Below are 16,949 nucleotides of genomic sequence, written 5' to 3'. Positions count from 1 at the left end.
GAGAGAGTCTTTTAAAGGGTAAAGAAGTTAAAACTAGCATGTTTAAGATTTAGATAGTATATTTTAAAATTTAATTATTATTATGATAGTTTAAGGAGAGCTATAAGTTTTTCACTTATAGTTAAGAAGTTAAAAAAATGCTTTTTCTAAATCATTTCTTTAATATGATAAATTATTATATAGAAGGCTAGGGAGAACTTCTTTTCCTTTTTATAAATTTGGACAAGCGTTTGCATAAGAAAAACCTAATAAATAAAAGAAAGAATGAGAAAAATTCTAAAAATTTTTTAAAATCTAAAGAATATAGCAAAATTTACTTGTTGTAAACTTTTACTTTCATTGATATACTTAAGTTACAAAAATGAAAAAAATAATTAGATATAGATTCTAAAGAAAAAAGGTATATTTTTTTACACTTAGGGCAAACGGTTGCACAGGGTTTAAGGAGGAATAGCATATGGAAAGAAGATGGTGGAAGGAAGCAGTAGCTTATCAGATATATCCAAGAAGCTTTAAAGATTCAAATGGAGATGGAATAGGCGATATTAAAGGGATAATTTCAAAATTAGATTATTTAAAAGACTTAGGTATAGATATAATTTGGGTTTGTCCAATGTATAAGTCACCTAATGATGATAATGGTTATGACATAAGTGATTATAAGAGTGTAATGGATGATTTTGGAACTATGGAAGACTTCGATGAGCTTTTATCAGAGGTTCATAAAAGAGGGATGAAGCTTATTATAGATTTAGTTATAAATCATACCAGTGATGAACACCAGTGGTTTATAGAATCAAAATCTTCAAAGGATAATCCAAAGAGAGACTACTATATATGGAGAGAAGGAAAAGGTGATAAGGAGCCTAATAACTGGGAAAGTATATTTAAAGGCTCAGCTTGGAAGTATGATGAGAATACAGAAGAATATTTCCTTCATCTTTTTACCGAAAAACAACCTGATTTAAACTGGGAAAACCCAGAGGTTAGAAAAGAACTATACGAAATGATTAACTGGTGGCTTGATAAAGGTATTGATGGATTTAGAGTTGATGCTATCAGTCATATTAAAAAAGAAGAAGGGTTAAAGGATATTGATAATCCTGAAAATTTAAAATATGTATCTTCCTTTGAAAAGCATATGAATATTAATGGAATCCATAAGCACCTAGAAGAGCTTAAGGAAAACACCTTTAGTAAATATGATATTGTAACCGTTGGAGAAGCAAATGGTGTAAAAGCAGAGGATGCGGATCTTTGGATTGGAGAAAAAAATGGTAAGTTTAATATGGTGTTTCAATTTGAACATTTAGATCTTTGGGATTATGAGAAAAATAACACATTTGATGTGGTAAAACTTAAAAAGATTCTAACTAAGTGGCAAAATAGCTTAGACCAGGTAGGGTGGAATGCTTTATTCATAGAAAATCATGATATTCCAAGGGTTACATCAACTCTAGGAAATGATAAGGAATACCTAAATGAAAGTGCCAAAGCATTAGGACTTATGTACTTTATGCAAAAGGGAACCCCCTTTATATATCAAGGTCAAGAAATAGGAATGACCAATGTTAAGTTTAATTCTATAGAAGATTATGATGATGTTAAGGGTATAAATATATATAAGGAACAAAGAGAAAAGGGTATTTCAGAAAAAGAAGCTATGGAAATTGTATGGAAGGTGTCAAGGGATAATGCACGTACACCAATGCAATGGAATAACTCAGAAAATGCTGGTTTTTCTAAGAGTGAACCTTGGATTAAAGTTAACCCTAATTACAAAGATATAAATGTAGAAGATGAAATAAATAATGAGGAATCTATATTTAATTTTTATAAGGAAATGATAAGTATTAAAAAGAATAATTTAGGTCTTATATACGGAAAATATGACTTAATATTAGAAGAGGATAAAAATCTTTATATATATACAAGAACTTTAGATAATGAAAAGTTTATTGTAATATGTAATCTAACTAATGAAGAGGCAAACTACTCATATGAAGAGTTAGACTTAAATTATGAAGGATTACTACTATCAAACTATAAAGTGGAAGACCAGGGTGATTTAAAAGAATTAAAGTTAAGGCCTTGGGAAGCAAGAATTTATAGAACGAATCTTCCTTCAGATGGTGTTTTTTCAACCATCTAAAGGTTAGATGAGTTAATCTAGGGGCGTAGTAGCTGTTATTCCCCACCTTACACGCGGATGGGGGTGTTACAGCTACTAGCCATCAGATAAGATTTAGTTTAGATATATAAGATAGTATACAGAAATTATATATAAGATTTTAGAATGGGAATAAACTACTTAATCTTTAGGTAGAGAAATTAATATTAGAAATATCTCTACCTTAAATTAGGAGTATAAAAAGAGAAACTAATAAATAAAATAGAGGTGATTATATGAAAAATAATAAGATATTTTCTTTTGATTTTTGGCAAAAGTTCGGTAAAGCCTTATTAGTTGTAGTAGCTGTTATGCCAGCTGCAGGACTTATGATATCTATTGGTAAACTTATAGGAATGTCCTTTGATGCTACTTTAATTCAGACTATAGCAAGAGTTATGGAAGATATAGGTTGGGCTATTATCGGAAACCTTCATATATTATTCGCAGTAGCAATAGGAGGATCTTGGGCTAAGGAAAGAGCCGGAGGAGCCTTTGCAGGACTACTAGCATTTATTTTAACTAATAGAATTACAGGAGCTATATTTGGAGTTAATGGAGCTATGCTTACAGATCCATCAGCTACTGTAACATCACTTACTGGAAGAGAACTTATAGTTAAAGATTACTTTGTGTCTATACTTGGAGCACCAACATTAAATATGGGTGTATTCATAGGAATAATATCAGGATTTTTAGGTGCTTACTTATATAACAAGTATTATAACTTTAATAAATTACCAAACTCTTTAGCTTTCTTTAACGGAAAACGTTTCGTTCCTTTTGTTGTTATATTAGGATCTACTGTAATGGCAATACTTTTATCTTTAATTTGGCCATTTATCCAAGGAGTATTAAATTCCTTTGGACAATGGATAGCAACATCTAAGGATACGGCACCAGTAGTTGCACCATTTATATTTGGATCTCTTGAGCGTTTATTATTACCATTTGGATTACATCATATGTTAACAGTACCTATAAACTATACAGAACTTGGTGGAGTATATACTATATTAACAGGTTCTAGTGCAGGAACAGTGGTAGCAGGACAAGATCCATTATGGCTTGCTTGGATTAATGACCTTATTAACTTAAAGAATTCAGGTAACATGGCAGAATACAATAACTTATTAACAACTATTACTCCTGCTAGATTTAAGGTGGGTCAAGTTATTACATCTTGTGCATCATTAATAGGTGTAGCATATGCAATGTATAAAAATGTTGATCCAGATAAAAAGGCTAAGTATAAGACTATATTCTTATCAGCAGCTTTAGCAGTATTCTTAACAGGGGTTACAGAGCCAATAGAGTTTATGTTTATGTTCATATCCCCAGTATTATATGTATGTTATGCATTATTAACTGGAGTAGCATTTGCTCTAGCGGATATAATAAGCTTAAAAGTACATGCTTTTGGATTTATAGAACTTTTAACTAGAACTCCAATGATGGTAAACGCAGGTATTACAAAGGATCTTATAAACTTTGTTATAACATGTGTAGTATTCTTCTTCTTAAACTATGGAGTATTTAATATATTAATAAAGAAATTTAAAATACCAACTCCAGGACGTCTTGGAAACTATATTGACTCAGAAAACGCTGAAGAAGAGAAAATAGATACTAGCAATAGTAAGAATGATATGTTAGCAGTAAATATAATAACTTTACTTGGAGAAAAGGAAAATATAGTAGAAGTAGATGCTTGTATGACTAGACTTCGTGTTACAGTAAAAGATAAGGAATTAGTTGCAGATGAGAAGACGTGGAAGGAAAATGGAGCATTAGGACTTATTGTTAAGGATAAGGGAGTTCAAGCTATATATGGACCAAAGGCTGATGTATTAAAGTCTAATATTCAAGATATTTTAGGAGTGTAGTTTTGTGAAATTACTTACTTTAAATTGTCATTCATGGCAAGAAGAAAATCAGCTAGAAAAAATAAAATACTTAGCAGAAGTAATTAAGGAAAGAGACTATGATGTTATAGCTCTTCAAGAAGTTAGTCAGTTAATTGAAGAAGAGGTAGAGTTTAAAAATATTAAAAAAAATAATTTTTCTTTATTACTTATAAAAGAACTTGATAAAATTGGAGTTGATAATTATAGCTTTACATGGGATTATTCCCATGTGGGCTATGATATATATGAAGAAGGACTTTGTATATTAACTAAATGTAATGTTATAGAAGGAGAATCCTTCTATATTTCAAAGAGTGAAGATATAGACTTTTGGAAGACAAGAAAGATAGTTAAGTTAAAGGCTAACTATAAGAACCTTCCTATATCACTATATAGTTGTCATTTAGGTTGGTGGAAGGATGAGGAAGAACCTTTTAAAGATCAGGTAGATAAGCTTTTAGATAGCATAAATAATGATGAAACTTCAATTTTAATGGGAGACTTTAATAATAGTGCCACCATAAAAGGAGAAGGTTATGATTATCTTATAGAAAAAGGCTTATATGATACCTACTTCTTAGCAGAATTAAAGGATGAAGGGGTAACTGTAAAAGGTAAAATAGCGGGATGGGAAAAGAACTCTGAAGATTTAAGACTCGATATGATATTTAGTAATAAACCATTAAAGGTTAATTATTCAAAGGTAATTTTTAATGGAAGAAACAAAGAGGTTATATCAGACCATTTTGGAGTAGAAGTTCAGCTAGATTTATAATGGAATATTCTAATTAAAATGAGGTGTATTAAAGACACCTCATTTTAATTTTATAAGTTTCTAAATAAAAGTATTTACCAGGAGATATAAAAAATTTAATTTTAAATATACATTTTGGTTTAAAGATTCATTTTATAGAACGAATCTTCTTTTAGGTGGTGTTTTTTCAACAATCTAAAGGTTAGATGAGTTAATCTAGGGGCGTAGCGACTGTTATCCCCCACCTTTCAAGAGGATGGGGGTGTTACAGTCGATAGCCATCAGATAAAAAGTATAATATATCTAAGAGTAAAAGATATTGATTTCAATAATTATATCTATTAAAATTTAATTATATATTCACCGAAGCAGGTTATAATAGTTACTAGTATAAATAGAACGAATCTTCTTTTAGATGGTGTTTTTTCAACCATCTAAAGATTAGATGAGTTAATCTAGGGGCGTAGGAACTGTTATCCACCTCCTTTCAAGAGGATGTGGGTGTTACAGCTCCTAGCCATCAGATAAAAAGGTAGAATAAAGGTGATTGTAATTAATAAAGTTCTAGGTTATTATCTAGATACATTATATAAAATTTTTAAAATTAAATTTAAAAAGGAGGTTGACAATATTACTAATTAGTAATATTATAATAATATGAAAAACAAAAAATCCTATGGAGAATTAAGTGACTTAAATTTAAAAACTTTAATAGTATTAAGTAGAGCAAAGCAATCTGTTAATAAGAGGGAAATAAAAATTATTAAAGAGGCGGGATTAACAATATCCCAATTTGGAGTGTTAGAACTTCTTTATCATAAAGGAGACTTTAGAATCAATGAGATAATTGAAAAAACTCTTTCTACAGGAGGGAATATGACCGTAGTAATAGACAATTTAGAAAGAGATGGGCTTGTTACTCGTTATAAGGATCCTGAGGATGGAAGAGCCTATCTTATTAGTATTACGGATAAGGGAAAAGAGCTTATAGAAGGAATGTTTCCATTACATGTAGAAAACTTAAATAGTATATTTAATGTTCTCACTAAAGAAGAGAAGGAAATGCTTATAATATTATTAAAAAAACTAGGTGGTGCATAAATCTACCACCCTTTAATTTAATAGATTACTACTAACTAGTATTAAAGTTATAGTCAGTATCATATATAAAGTATTTAATTAAAAAATATTTTTTTACGCATATATTACTAATTAGTAGTATATGCGTAGTAGGTAAGTAACAAAGGAGAAAACAATGGTTAAGTTTATAAAAGAATTATTAAAAAAGAAATTAAAGAAAGAAGGAATAGATATGAATAAAAATATAGTACTTTATGTAAAAGGAAATCCAACTGAAGAGATGGATTCTTATAGTTTATCAGTAGGAAGAGAGTTTATAAATAAGTATAAAGAAAAAAATCCTATGGATGAGGTTATTGAAATAAACGTTTATGAAGATAATATACCTATGATAGACAAAGATGTATTAAAAGGATGGGGAAAACTTCAAAGTGGAAAATCCATGGAGGATTTAACTAAAGAGGAAAGAGAAAAGATAGTAAGAATAGATGAGCTTACTGAACAGTTCTTAAAGGCAGACAAATATGTATTTTCAACTCCAATGTGGAACTTAGGATTACCTCCAATGGTAAAGGCTTATATGGATACAGTAATTGTAGCAAGAAAGACTTTTCAATATACAGAAAATGGTCCAGTAGGATTATTAGAAGGTAAAAAAGCTCTTCATATCCATGCTACTGGTGGAGCATATTCAGAAGGTCCTGCAAAAGATTTTGTTCATGCACATAGTTACATGGAATCAGCATTAACATTTATGGGAATACAAGATATAAGCAGTATAACAATAGAGGGAACTGCTTATATGCCAAAAGAAGATCTTAAGAAGAAAGCATCAGAAGATGTAAATGAGGTTGTTAAGAAATTCTAATGATAGAATGAATATTCCTTCAGGTGGTAGCAATCAGATAAAATAATATAAAAGGGTGAGAATTTATGATAAGAAAAATAGATAATAAGAATATGGGTAAATCAAATCTTGGATGGTTAAAGTCTAGTTTTCATTTCTCTTTTGCAGAATACTATAATCCAAGCAATATAAATTTTGGAGTTTTAAGAGTATTAAATGATGATTTAATAGAGGCTAAAACAGGCTTTGATACGCATCCTCATAAGGATATGGAGATTGTAACCTATGTTATCAATGGGGAATTAACTCATAAAGATAGTATGGGAAATGAAAAGGTAGTTTCTCGTGGTCATGTTCAATATATGAGTGCAGGAAAGGGTGTATTTCATAGTGAGCATAACTTAGGAGATGAAGAGCTTAGACTTCTTCAAATATGGATATTCCCAAATGCGAGAGGACTTACACAAAACTATGGAGATTATAAGTTCAATTGGGAAGACAGAGAAGGTAAGTGGCTCCATATGGTTTCAGGAAAAGATGGAGATGCGGAAATTAAAATAAATCAAGATGCTAATATATATTCTCTTTCTATAGAAGAGGGGGAAAGTATAGACTTTAAATTAGATAAGAATCGTCAAGGATATCTAGTTCAAATAGAGGGAACAGCTAATATAAACAACGAAGTTTTAAATCATGGTGATGCTCTAGAAATTATGGAAGAAGATATAAATATAAAAGCTGTTACTAAGAGTCATTATTTATTTATTGAAATGAAAAAAGAATATTAAAATAAGCTAGGCATATTTATTAAGGATATTTTATCTAAAATAATATGCCTATGTTTTATTTAGTATATGAAAGGTAGAATTAAGAAAATTCTACCTTTTTCTATGTTATAATATGGTGGATTAATTATAATCATAAAATATCAGGTAGTTTTACTATAGATAAACCGCATGATAATTGAAACTAAATCACAAGCTTATATTATTTAATGGGCATTCAAAGATGGAGTTTTAAAATTGCTTATCTATATGTAGTATAATATATCAATAATTTAGGGATTTATAGGATTTTATGAAATTATAAATTTTTTAAGATAATATGAAAAAATAACTTATTTTAAATAAATTACATCAGGGAGAATAAGCTATGGAGATTTATTTTAAAGAAATACAAAAGGAAGAGGCAAGAGTTGATTTATTACTTTTAGCGGATCCAAGTAAGGAAGCTATAGAGGGGTACATAAGAAAAGGAATTATATTAGGAGCCTTTATAGAAGATAAACTTATAGGTCAGAGTGTAATATGTAATATAAAGCCTCAGACTTATGAAATTATGAATATAGCAGTGGATGAAAATTATGAGGGCAGGGGAGTAGGTAAAAGTCTTATAAAGAAATCCATAGATGCTATAAAGAATTTAGGGGGAAAAACCTTAGAGATTGGAACTGGAAATTCTTCCATAAAGCAGTTAGCCTTATATCAAAAATGTGGCTTTAGAATTACTGGAACAGAGAGAGACTTTTTTATTAAGAATTATGAGGAAGAAATTTTTGAAAATGGAATTCAGTGTATGGATATGATAAGACTTTCTATGGATTTATAGGTTATATTATAATTATGAATATATTTAAATAAATGGAATCTTACTACTAGGAGGCAAAAATGAATAATTTTACTGTTCTTATGTATCATGAAATTATAAAAAAAGAAGATTTTAAGGAGGGAAATAACTCAAGGTTATTAGTGGGTAATGGATATAATGACATACTTCCCCAGCCATTATTTGTGTTTCTTCATGAGTTTGAGATGCAAATGAAATATCTATATGAAAATAACTATTCCATTATAACATTAAAGGATGTTATAGATTTTTATTATAATAATAAACCATTAAAAGAGAAGTCTGTTCTCATAACCTTTGATGATATGTACAAGTCTTCTTTTATATATGCTTATTCTATATTAAAAAAATATAATTTCTCAGCAGTAGGATTTGTAGTATTAGACTGGATTTTTGAAAGAGCAGAGGAGTATGATCCTTTAAGAAGTGTATGTGTTTCAAAGGAAGAACTTCAGTCTATGAGGGATGTATTTACCTATGCTAATCATACAAAAACTTTACATAAAAGAGAAAATGGAATTACCGATCTTCAAAAAGCGGACAAAGACACTTTTATTGAGGATATAAGAAAGTGTGAGGAATTTATAGAGGAAAAGAAGGTATTTGCTTATCCTTTTGGAATCTTTAAGGAAGAGATAGTGGACTGGCTTCAAGAGGAAAGTTTCTTATTAGGATTTACGACAGAACCAGGAATTAATACAAGGGAGCAGAATCCTTTAAAGTTAAAAAGAAATATGGTAGCTTTAAATTGTAATATGGAATCATTTAAAAATATCCTTCATTTAACTGGTGTTAATAATTAAATTTTAAAAGTGAATAGTACATTAGGTTAAGTTTCTATAATCCGTTTTACATTAATTGTAACTTAATCAAATCCACATTCATATATTGCTATAGGAGGTAGTAGGCTATGAATGTGGATTTAGTTTTTGAAGGCGGTGGGGTATTAGGAGTAAGCCATGCTGGAGCCTATAAGGCTATTAGTGATAGAGGATATAGTATTCAAAGATGTGCAGGAACATCAGCTGGAGCTGTTATGGCAACTCTTATAGCAGCAGGATACTCCAGTGAGGAAATAGTAAAGATACTTTATAGTATAGATTTTAAAACTTTTATGAAAAAAACTAAAACTAGTAAAATTCTTGGTATTGGAAAACCTCTATCTGTGATTTTTAATAAAGGAGTATTTGATAGCTCTATTTTAGAAAACTGGATGGAAGATTTACTTAAAGATAAGGGGATTAGAACCTTTAAAGACCTGATGAAAGATGGAGAAAGTAAGGTTAAAATAATAGCAGCAGATATAACAAGGAAAAAGATGATTGTGCTTCCAGAAGATTTAAAGGATTACGAAATAGATCCTCTTGATTTTAGTGTGGCAAAGGCTGTAAGAATGAGCTGTGCCATACCATTTTACTTCACACCTGTAGTGTTAAAGAGTAATGGTAAAGATTATTTTATAGTTGATGGAGGACTATTAAGTAACTTTCCAGTATGGATTTTTGATAAGGAAGGGACACCTAGGTGGCCTACCTTTGGTATTAGAGTCAAGGACCTAGAAAGTAATACAGCTAAAGGAAAAAAGGGGATTTTATCTTATACTAAGGATGTATTTTCTGCTCCTTTAAATCAAAGTGAAGATAATTTTATAAGACATAGAGACTTTATAAGAACTATTATTTTAGATAATGATAATAGTATTAAGTCTACAGATTTTAAAGAAGCCAATAAATATATAAATCATTTATTTACTATTGGTTATAAAAGTACCGTAAAATTTATTGAAAGCTGGGACTTTCAAAGATATAGAAGGGCTTTTAAGGTTATATGATCTATTATTAAAATTAAAGAAGCCTTCATATGTATTACAAGTTACATATGAAGGCTTCTTTAATCTAGGGCGTAGCAACTGTTATCTCCAACCTTACACGAGGATGGGTATGTATAGCTCCTAGCCATAAGATAAATTTATATTATTAGATAAAAATTTCTAATAATATGCTATAAGATATAATAATAGATAATAAAATATGTATTTATATTTTCTATAACATCTATCATATATATTTGATATAATTTAATAGGAAATTTTTAAATTTATATTATATATAGATAAACTATTTAAAAATTCAACCTTTGAATATGTCTTAAGTAATGGAAACTTATGATTTAGCTTCCATTATCATGTGGATTATTTATAAATAAAAAAGAAATATAAAAATATACTTAAAAAATCATACTTACTTCTATGAATTATTAGAATATAGAAGAATTATAGAAAATAATTTAAAGGATGTGTGAAGATATAATAAAGTTTAATAAATCCTTTTGGATAAAAATATTAGTATTACTTACAATAGTATTTATATATTTATTTGTAAAACCAGTTAATGAAACTATAAATCAAATGGTACTTTATTTAAGTATGTTAGATTTGGAAGCCTTAAAGGAATACATATTATCCTTTGGAATGTGGGCGCCAATAATATCTTTTTTATTGATGATATTACAATCCATTGCAGCGCCACTGCCATCATTTATGATAACTTTTGTTAATGCCGGATTATTTGGATGGTGGAAGGGAGCAATTCTCTCTTGGGTAAGTTCTATGACAGGGGCAGCTCTTTGCTTTTATATAGCTAAACTTTTAGGAAGAAGTACTGCAGAGAAACTTACAAGTAAGTTTGCATTAGATAATATAGATGATTTCTTTAATAGATATGGAAAACATACAATACTTATAGCAAGGCTATTGCCTTTTATATCCTTTGATGTGGTAAGCTACGCAGCAGGTCTTACATCTATGACATTTATCCCCTTTTTTATAGCGACAGGTATTGGACAACTTCCTGCTACCATAATATATTCTTACGTTGGAGGAATGTTAGTAGGGGGAGCTAAGATGATGGTCTTTGGATTACTAACTTTATTTGCTTTGTCCATTTTAATATTTGTTGTGAAAAAGATGTGGAATGAGAGACAGAAAAGTAAATAATTTAAGAATATGGATTGCTTTAAGAGAGCAATCCATGTTTCTATGTGGAATATTTATATTCTAGCTTTACCTATTGTGGTAGCTAAATTTTATGATAGATTTACACAAAGCTTAAGGTTTTAAGGTGCAGATAATCAGATTTCTAAAGATAATAAATCTAAATTAGTTTAGAGTAAGGATTATTTTATAGGGCTTCTTTCTTAAAAGCTAACTTATACCTGTGGGTTATTCATTGGTAAATTAGACTTTTAAGGTAGGGATAAGCTACGATATTACCTAGGAACCCTATAAGAGGAGTCTATTTGAAGTTATGAAAGAGGGAGTAAGATATGAATAAAGCTAAGTTAAGTAAAACTTTAATAGATAAGATAGAGAGTAGTGAAAGACAGTGTATAGACTGTAAAATATGTGTAAAAGTATGTCCCATGATGGATGAATTTATAGACTCTCCTAAAGAACTTTTAGGTAGCATTATAAATGAGAATAAAATAGATAAGAACATGGCTTTTTCCTGTATGCTCTGCAATAGATGTGTAATGGAATGTCCTAAGGAAATAGATCTTAAAGAGGTATTTTTTAATTCAAGAGAAGATATATTTAAAAATGATAAGAAGGAACTTAAAAGTTTAGGATATAATACTATTAAGTTTCATCAGAAAAATAGTTTTTCACCAATATTTACATCAAAGATTAAAAAGAATAATATAAAAAGAATATTTATACCAGGATGTAGTTTAAGTGCTTATGATCCTAATATAGTTTTAAATACATATAGATATCTAGAAAATGTAACAGATAATATCTCTATGTTATTTCAATGCTGTGGTAAACCTACCTTAGATATGGGAGATATAGAAGGATTTAAAGGGTATTCTTCAAGGCTTAATAAAATCATAGAGGATAATAACATAGAAGAGGTTATTGTAGCTTGTGAGAATTGCTATAAAACCATTGAGAGTAATAGTAGTGTTAAGGTAACGTCCTTGTGGAATGTGATAGATAAGAAAGGGGTTCCAAAAGAGCTTAAAGGGAGATATAAGAATTTAAAGGAAACCTTTGCTCTACATGATCCTTGCCCTATTAGGGAGGAAAAAGAAATCCATGAAAGTGTACGAAATATATTAAAGGACCTTAGAGTAAATATAATAGAATTTGAGAAAAATAGGGACAAGACTCAGTGTTGCGGAGCTGGAGGAATGGTTTGTGTAACTAATAATAAATTAGCTTTAACTCAGATGAATAAGAGAGCTAGAGAGACAGAGGCAGATTATATAGTTTCCTATTGTGAGTCCTGTGTTGAATCCATGATAAGAGGAGGGAAAAACTCTCTTCACATACTAGACTTTTTATTTAATCCTAAGGTTATAAGTGGAGAAAAATTAACTCAAGACATTACAGGAACTTTAAGAAAATGGACTAACAGATATAATGCTAAAAGAATAAGCTCAAAAGATTAAGTTTAAAGGAGGAATTATGAAGGAGAAAAATATAAAGATACTAAAGATTTTATTAAGTGTTATTATTTTAATAGGAATTATACTTATTATAAATGAGTTTAATATATTTTCAGGGAATTCCCCAAAGGATATAGAAGACTTTGTTAAGTCTTATGGACCGCTAGCTCCAGTTATATATATTATAATGTTTGCCTTAGTACCATTAACCCTTTTTCCAGACTCTATTCTTGCGATAACAGGGGGAATGTTATTTGGACTTATGGAGGGGTATATATATACAACTATTGGAGCTATGATTGGTGGAAGTATATCTTTTTATATATCTAAGATTTTAGGTAGGGATTTTATAAAGAGTATTGCAAAGAATAAATTAGATAAGTTAGAAAAAATTATAGAAGATAAGGGATTTAGTATAATAATTTTATTAAGACTTATACCTTTATTTCCCTTCGATGTTATAAGTTATGGAGCAGGACTTACTAGTATAAAATATAAGGATTTTTTATTGGCTACATTAATAGGAACCATACCAGGAATCCTAGTATTTACAAACATAGGAGCTCAGTGGGTTAATATAGGAGAAAGTAGCTTTTATATATCCATAGCTATGTTAATAGGACTTGTTGTAATATCTATATTTTTGAAAAAAGGATTTTTAAACAAGGAGTTAAAAGATTAGTATAGGATTTTGAGCCTAAAAGTTAGTTTATACATATAATTTCTTATTGATTTATCCATGGAATTTTAAGTTTATAAAATAGGATTTATCTTAAGAACTCTATATATAGGATTTTTGATTCAAAACTTATCTTATGCACTGCTTAAAATCTAAGGTTTTAAGTAGTGCATGTATAAGTTAAGATTTAAGCTAAAACCATATATTTTTTAACTAAAAAATATATCTAAAGATTAGAATCAATTCATGGGAGGAAAAGAATGTTAGATACATACGGTAGAAAATATGTTAATCCATTAATAAATCTAGGGGCAAAATTTTTTATTAAGATGAACCTTAAGGCAAATCACGTAACCATACTTGCTCTTTTAATAGGAATATCAACCTTTATGTTTATATATTTTGATAGGAAATATTTAGCTGTTATAATTCTTTGGATATCTGGATATTTAGATGCTGTAGATGGTGCCATGGCAAGGAAAAGCAAAAATACCACTGCCTTTGGTACTTTGATGGATATAACTTTTGATAGACTTGTAGAATTATCAGTTATAATGGCGCTAGCCTTAAAGTTTGAGGGTATAAGAATGAATCTTATAGTATTAACCATGTGCATATTGATATCCATGACTATATTCTTAACAGTGGGAGCCTTAAGTGAAAAGAAGGGCATAAAATCCTTTTATTATCAAGCTGGAATTGCAGAGAGAACAGAAGGGTTTATATTATTTTCTCTTATGATTATATTTACTGAATATATTAGCTATATAACCAATGTATTTTCATTAATGATAATAATTACTGCCCTTCAGAGAATGTTAGAGGCAAAAAAGATACTAGATAAGTAATTAAGGCACTCATTAAATTTGAGTGTCATTTTTATTATATTATAATTATTTTTGCATAGAAACTCATGGGAATATAACATTACCTAAATTAGATTGAATTCTAATTTAGGTAAGAGTCATATTACAAAGAATTTACTTATTAAATATGTTTTAAAATTATAAGCTTTATGATAAAATTCAATTTAGGTATACAGTAAAGGAGTAGATGGAAATGGCTAAAAGGATTAGTATGCCAAGCTATATAAAGATAGCTGTGGATATAGCTTATAGGATATCTAATGGAGAATTTCATGAAGGGGAAAGAATAAGTGGAAGATCTACACTTGTTAGCATATATAATGTATCTCCAGAGACTATAAGAAGAGCTGTAGCTCTTTTAAAGGATACAGAGGTAGTAGAAGTAACAGAAAAAAGTGGGATAATTATTAAAAGCAAGGATAAGGCAAAGGAGTTTCTAGGAAAATTTAAAACTAAAAGTGATTTTAATAATTTAAAAGTAGATACCTTTAATCTTATTAAAGAAAGAAGCCTTATAGATAGTAAGCTCGAGAAAAATATAGAGAAGCTAATTGAGTATTCATCAAATATAAGAAGTAATGGATTTATAGCCACCTTTGAGAGTAAGGTGGAGAGTGGAAGTATAATCGTTGGAAATTCCATAGGAGAAATAAACTTTTGGCATAACACAAAGGCAACTATAGTTGGAATAAAAAGAGGAGAGGAAATATTTTTATCTCCAGGACCTTATTTTGTTATAAAAGAAGAGGACATAATAGTATATGTTGGTAGTGATGAGGTTCTAGGAACAGTAGAAAAGTACATAAAATCTAGTAAATAAACATAGAAGATTACATTCTATGTTTATTTACTTTAAGAATTAAAAGTAATATAGTGTTTTTAATAAAAAATAATTGTATACACTATTTAAAATTCATAACTTTAATAGAGTTTAATCATATTTTTGTAGCATAGATTTACTATCTTCGATTATCCCTTTTATAAGAAGAGTAGTTTCGTTATCTCCTCTTTCATAAGAGCTTAGAAATCTTTCACTCATTTCTATACCAGTTTTAAGAGATCTTTTAGCTTCACTCCTTATTTCCTCTGGATTATTGCTAAACATACTCTTTATTTCATATATGGTTTCTGTAACCTTACCAAAAATCCCAGAAGTATTAGTGGTTTCTATACCATCATCTTTTAGTTTGCTTTTTAGGGTATTTTTGTGCTTTTCATACATTAAAGAAGTTTCAGTTAATAAGGATTTTAAAGCTGGGTCATCACATTTTTCTGCTAAATTAGAAAAAGTGTCTACTCCCATATAAACTCCTCTTATAAAATCATTTATATCATTACTCATAAAAAATCACCTCTTTATATTTTGTGCAGAATTAGTATAATTATTATTAATTTGAATTATCATTATCAATTGAGAATAAATTGTAGTGAAAAATAAGTAAACAAAATGCGGTTACAAGCATATTATAGTTAATAAGTCATATGAACAAACTGAAATCAATTGATAATGGAGGGTTTAATGAGTAAGGAAAAAACTTTAGGAATAAGAATAAGCATTATAACAATTATTATCAATATAATTTTATTTTTAGTAAAAACTTTAATAGGTATTTTAGGAAAGAGTACTGGAATGATTGCTGATGGAATACATTCTTTATCTGATGTGCTCACAACTATAGGGGTTATCATAGGACTTAAGCTATCTAGTAAGCCAGAAGATAAATGTCATCCCTATGGCCATGAAAAAATAGAAAGTCTAGCTTCTATTTTTCTTGGAATGTTATTGCTATTAGTTGCTTTAGGAATTGGCTATTCAGGAGTTAAAACAATCCTAAGTGGTAATTATATTGAGCCAAAATCAATAGCCATAGTTGGGGCTGTTATATCCATAATAGTTAAGGAATGGATGTATTGGTATACTATAAAATATGCTAATTCTATAAATAGTACATCTATGAAAGCAGATGCATGGCATCATAGATCAGATGCTATATCCTCAGTGGGGGCTTTAATAGGTATAGTAGGAGCAAGAAGAGGATTTCCTATTTTAGATCCTATGGTTTCAATAATTATATCTATGGTAATAGTTAAAGTAGCCATAGACATATTAAAACAAGGTACCCATGAGATTGTAGATAAGTCAGCAGATGATATTGTAATAGAGAAGATAACTAAGGAAATATTAGAAATTCAAGGGGTTGAAAGAATAGATACAATAAAGACAAGGATACATGTAAATACTCTATATGTAGATGTAGAGGTATCAGTGAATAAAAATCTTACAGTAGAAGAATCACATAATATAGCCATAGAGATTCATAGAAAGATCGAAGAGAATAATAATGTTAAACATTGTATGGTTCATATAAATCCTTTTAATCCAAATTGATATAAGTAATTTAGATATTTATTATTTTAAGATATATATACCTATTTAAAGGAATTAACTTCTTTAAATAGGTATATTTTTTATCTGATGGCAACAAAAGCTGTAACACCCCATTCTCTTGAAAGGCGGGGGATAACAGTTGCTACGCCCCTAGATTAACTCATCTAACCTTTAGATGGTTG

At 29.2% G+C, this 16,949-nt stretch carries 16 protein-coding genes; 15 read left to right on the top strand and 1 reads right to left on the bottom strand.

What is annotated here, in order from left to right; genetic code table 11:
• Positions 1–457: 457 nt before the first annotated feature.
• The 14 genes from AB2369_RS04350 to AB2369_RS04285 all read left to right on the top strand — a co-directional run bounded on the left by AB2369_RS04350 (position 458) and on the right by AB2369_RS04285 (position 15,198).
• Complete coding sequence (locus AB2369_RS04350) at positions 458–2,152, top strand: alpha-glucosidase (RefSeq protein WP_367665256.1); 1,695 nt, start codon at positions 458–460, stop codon at positions 2,150–2,152.
• Positions 2,153–2,406: 254 nt separating this feature from the next.
• Entirely contained in the window at positions 2,407–4,056 is a 1,650-nt protein-coding gene (locus AB2369_RS04345; RefSeq protein ID WP_367665255.1) for a PTS transporter subunit IIBC, read from the top strand.
• Between the two features lie 4 nt (positions 4,057–4,060).
• Positions 4,061–4,852: an endonuclease/exonuclease/phosphatase family protein gene (locus AB2369_RS04340; RefSeq protein ID WP_367665254.1), complete on the top strand. Its 792-nt coding sequence runs from the start codon at positions 4,061–4,063 to the stop codon at positions 4,850–4,852.
• 636 nt (positions 4,853–5,488) lie between these two features.
• Positions 5,489–5,932, top strand: coding sequence for a MarR family winged helix-turn-helix transcriptional regulator (locus AB2369_RS04335; protein ID WP_367665253.1), 444 nt, complete (start codon positions 5,489–5,491; stop codon positions 5,930–5,932).
• Between the two features lie 154 nt (positions 5,933–6,086).
• On the top strand, positions 6,087–6,779 hold the full coding sequence (locus AB2369_RS04330; RefSeq protein WP_367665252.1) for an FMN-dependent NADH-azoreductase: 693 nt from the start codon (positions 6,087–6,089) through the stop codon (positions 6,777–6,779).
• 65 nt (positions 6,780–6,844) lie between these two features.
• Complete coding sequence (locus tag AB2369_RS04325) at positions 6,845–7,546, top strand: pirin family protein (protein ID WP_367665251.1); 702 nt, start codon at positions 6,845–6,847, stop codon at positions 7,544–7,546.
• 364 nt (positions 7,547–7,910) lie between these two features.
• Positions 7,911–8,366, top strand: a complete 456-nt coding sequence (locus AB2369_RS04320) for a GNAT family N-acetyltransferase (protein ID WP_367665250.1) — start codon at positions 7,911–7,913, stop codon at positions 8,364–8,366.
• A 59-nt stretch (positions 8,367–8,425) separates the two neighbouring features.
• Positions 8,426–9,187 (top strand): polysaccharide deacetylase family protein, encoded by a 762-nt coding sequence (locus AB2369_RS04315; RefSeq protein ID WP_367665249.1) that lies wholly within the window; start codon positions 8,426–8,428, stop codon positions 9,185–9,187.
• 107 nt (positions 9,188–9,294) lie between these two features.
• Positions 9,295–10,215 (top strand): patatin-like phospholipase family protein, encoded by a 921-nt coding sequence (locus AB2369_RS04310; RefSeq protein ID WP_367665248.1) that lies wholly within the window; start codon positions 9,295–9,297, stop codon positions 10,213–10,215.
• A gap of 462 nt (positions 10,216–10,677) precedes the next feature.
• On the top strand, positions 10,678–11,379 hold the full coding sequence (locus AB2369_RS04305; RefSeq protein WP_367665247.1) for a TVP38/TMEM64 family protein: 702 nt from the start codon (positions 10,678–10,680) through the stop codon (positions 11,377–11,379).
• A gap of 329 nt (positions 11,380–11,708) precedes the next feature.
• Entirely contained in the window at positions 11,709–12,836 is a 1,128-nt protein-coding gene (locus AB2369_RS04300; RefSeq protein ID WP_367665246.1) for a (Fe-S)-binding protein, read from the top strand.
• 16 nt (positions 12,837–12,852) lie between these two features.
• Complete coding sequence (locus tag AB2369_RS04295; RefSeq protein ID WP_367665245.1) at positions 12,853–13,515, top strand: TVP38/TMEM64 family protein; 663 nt, start codon at positions 12,853–12,855, stop codon at positions 13,513–13,515.
• 257 nt (positions 13,516–13,772) lie between these two features.
• On the top strand, positions 13,773–14,360 hold the full coding sequence (locus AB2369_RS04290) for a CDP-alcohol phosphatidyltransferase family protein (RefSeq protein ID WP_367665244.1): 588 nt from the start codon (positions 13,773–13,775) through the stop codon (positions 14,358–14,360).
• 211 nt (positions 14,361–14,571) lie between these two features.
• Entirely contained in the window at positions 14,572–15,198 is a 627-nt protein-coding gene (locus tag AB2369_RS04285; RefSeq protein WP_367665243.1) for a TrkA C-terminal domain-containing protein, read from the top strand.
• Positions 15,199–15,309: 111 nt separating this feature from the next.
• On the opposite strand, the gene AB2369_RS04280 is transcribed toward AB2369_RS04285, so the two are convergent.
• Positions 15,310–15,720: a DUF2383 domain-containing protein gene (locus tag AB2369_RS04280; protein ID WP_367665242.1), complete on the bottom strand. Its 411-nt coding sequence runs from the start codon at positions 15,718–15,720 to the stop codon at positions 15,310–15,312.
• A gap of 177 nt (positions 15,721–15,897) precedes the next feature.
• Here AB2369_RS04280 and AB2369_RS04275 point away from each other — a divergent pair, with 177 nt between their 5' ends.
• Complete coding sequence (locus tag AB2369_RS04275; protein ID WP_367665241.1) at positions 15,898–16,767, top strand: cation diffusion facilitator family transporter; 870 nt, start codon at positions 15,898–15,900, stop codon at positions 16,765–16,767.
• Positions 16,768–16,949: the final 182 nt, after the last annotated feature.

The organism is Clostridium sp. (assembly GCF_040797585.1).
In the GTDB taxonomy this organism is placed as follows: Bacteria; Bacillota; Clostridia; order Clostridiales; family Clostridiaceae; genus Clostridium_Z.
This window is presented reverse-complemented; position numbering and strand designations above follow the sequence as displayed.

Coding starts and splice junctions, on each gene's coding strand:
- AB2369_RS04350 (WP_367665256.1), top strand. CDS start 458: ATGGAAAGAAGATGGTGGAAGGAAGCAGTAGCTTATCAGATATATCCA.
- AB2369_RS04345 (WP_367665255.1), top strand. CDS start 2,407: ATGAAAAATAATAAGATATTTTCTTTTGATTTTTGGCAAAAGTTCGGT.
- AB2369_RS04335 (WP_367665253.1), top strand. CDS start 5,489: ATGAAAAACAAAAAATCCTATGGAGAATTAAGTGACTTAAATTTAAAA.
- AB2369_RS04330 (WP_367665252.1), top strand. CDS start 6,087: ATGGTTAAGTTTATAAAAGAATTATTAAAAAAGAAATTAAAGAAAGAA.
- AB2369_RS04325 (WP_367665251.1), top strand. CDS start 6,845: ATGATAAGAAAAATAGATAATAAGAATATGGGTAAATCAAATCTTGGA.
- AB2369_RS04320 (WP_367665250.1), top strand. CDS start 7,911: ATGGAGATTTATTTTAAAGAAATACAAAAGGAAGAGGCAAGAGTTGAT.
- AB2369_RS04315 (WP_367665249.1), top strand. CDS start 8,426: ATGAATAATTTTACTGTTCTTATGTATCATGAAATTATAAAAAAAGAA.
- AB2369_RS04310 (WP_367665248.1), top strand. CDS start 9,295: ATGAATGTGGATTTAGTTTTTGAAGGCGGTGGGGTATTAGGAGTAAGC.
- AB2369_RS04305 (WP_367665247.1), top strand. CDS start 10,678: ATGTGTGAAGATATAATAAAGTTTAATAAATCCTTTTGGATAAAAATA.
- AB2369_RS04300 (WP_367665246.1), top strand. CDS start 11,709: ATGAATAAAGCTAAGTTAAGTAAAACTTTAATAGATAAGATAGAGAGT.
- AB2369_RS04295 (WP_367665245.1), top strand. CDS start 12,853: ATGAAGGAGAAAAATATAAAGATACTAAAGATTTTATTAAGTGTTATT.
- AB2369_RS04290 (WP_367665244.1), top strand. CDS start 13,773: ATGTTAGATACATACGGTAGAAAATATGTTAATCCATTAATAAATCTA.
- AB2369_RS04285 (WP_367665243.1), top strand. CDS start 14,572: ATGGCTAAAAGGATTAGTATGCCAAGCTATATAAAGATAGCTGTGGAT.
- AB2369_RS04280 (WP_367665242.1), bottom strand. CDS start 15,720: ATGAGTAATGATATAAATGATTTTATAAGAGGAGTTTATATGGGAGTA.
- AB2369_RS04275 (WP_367665241.1), top strand. CDS start 15,898: ATGAGTAAGGAAAAAACTTTAGGAATAAGAATAAGCATTATAACAATT.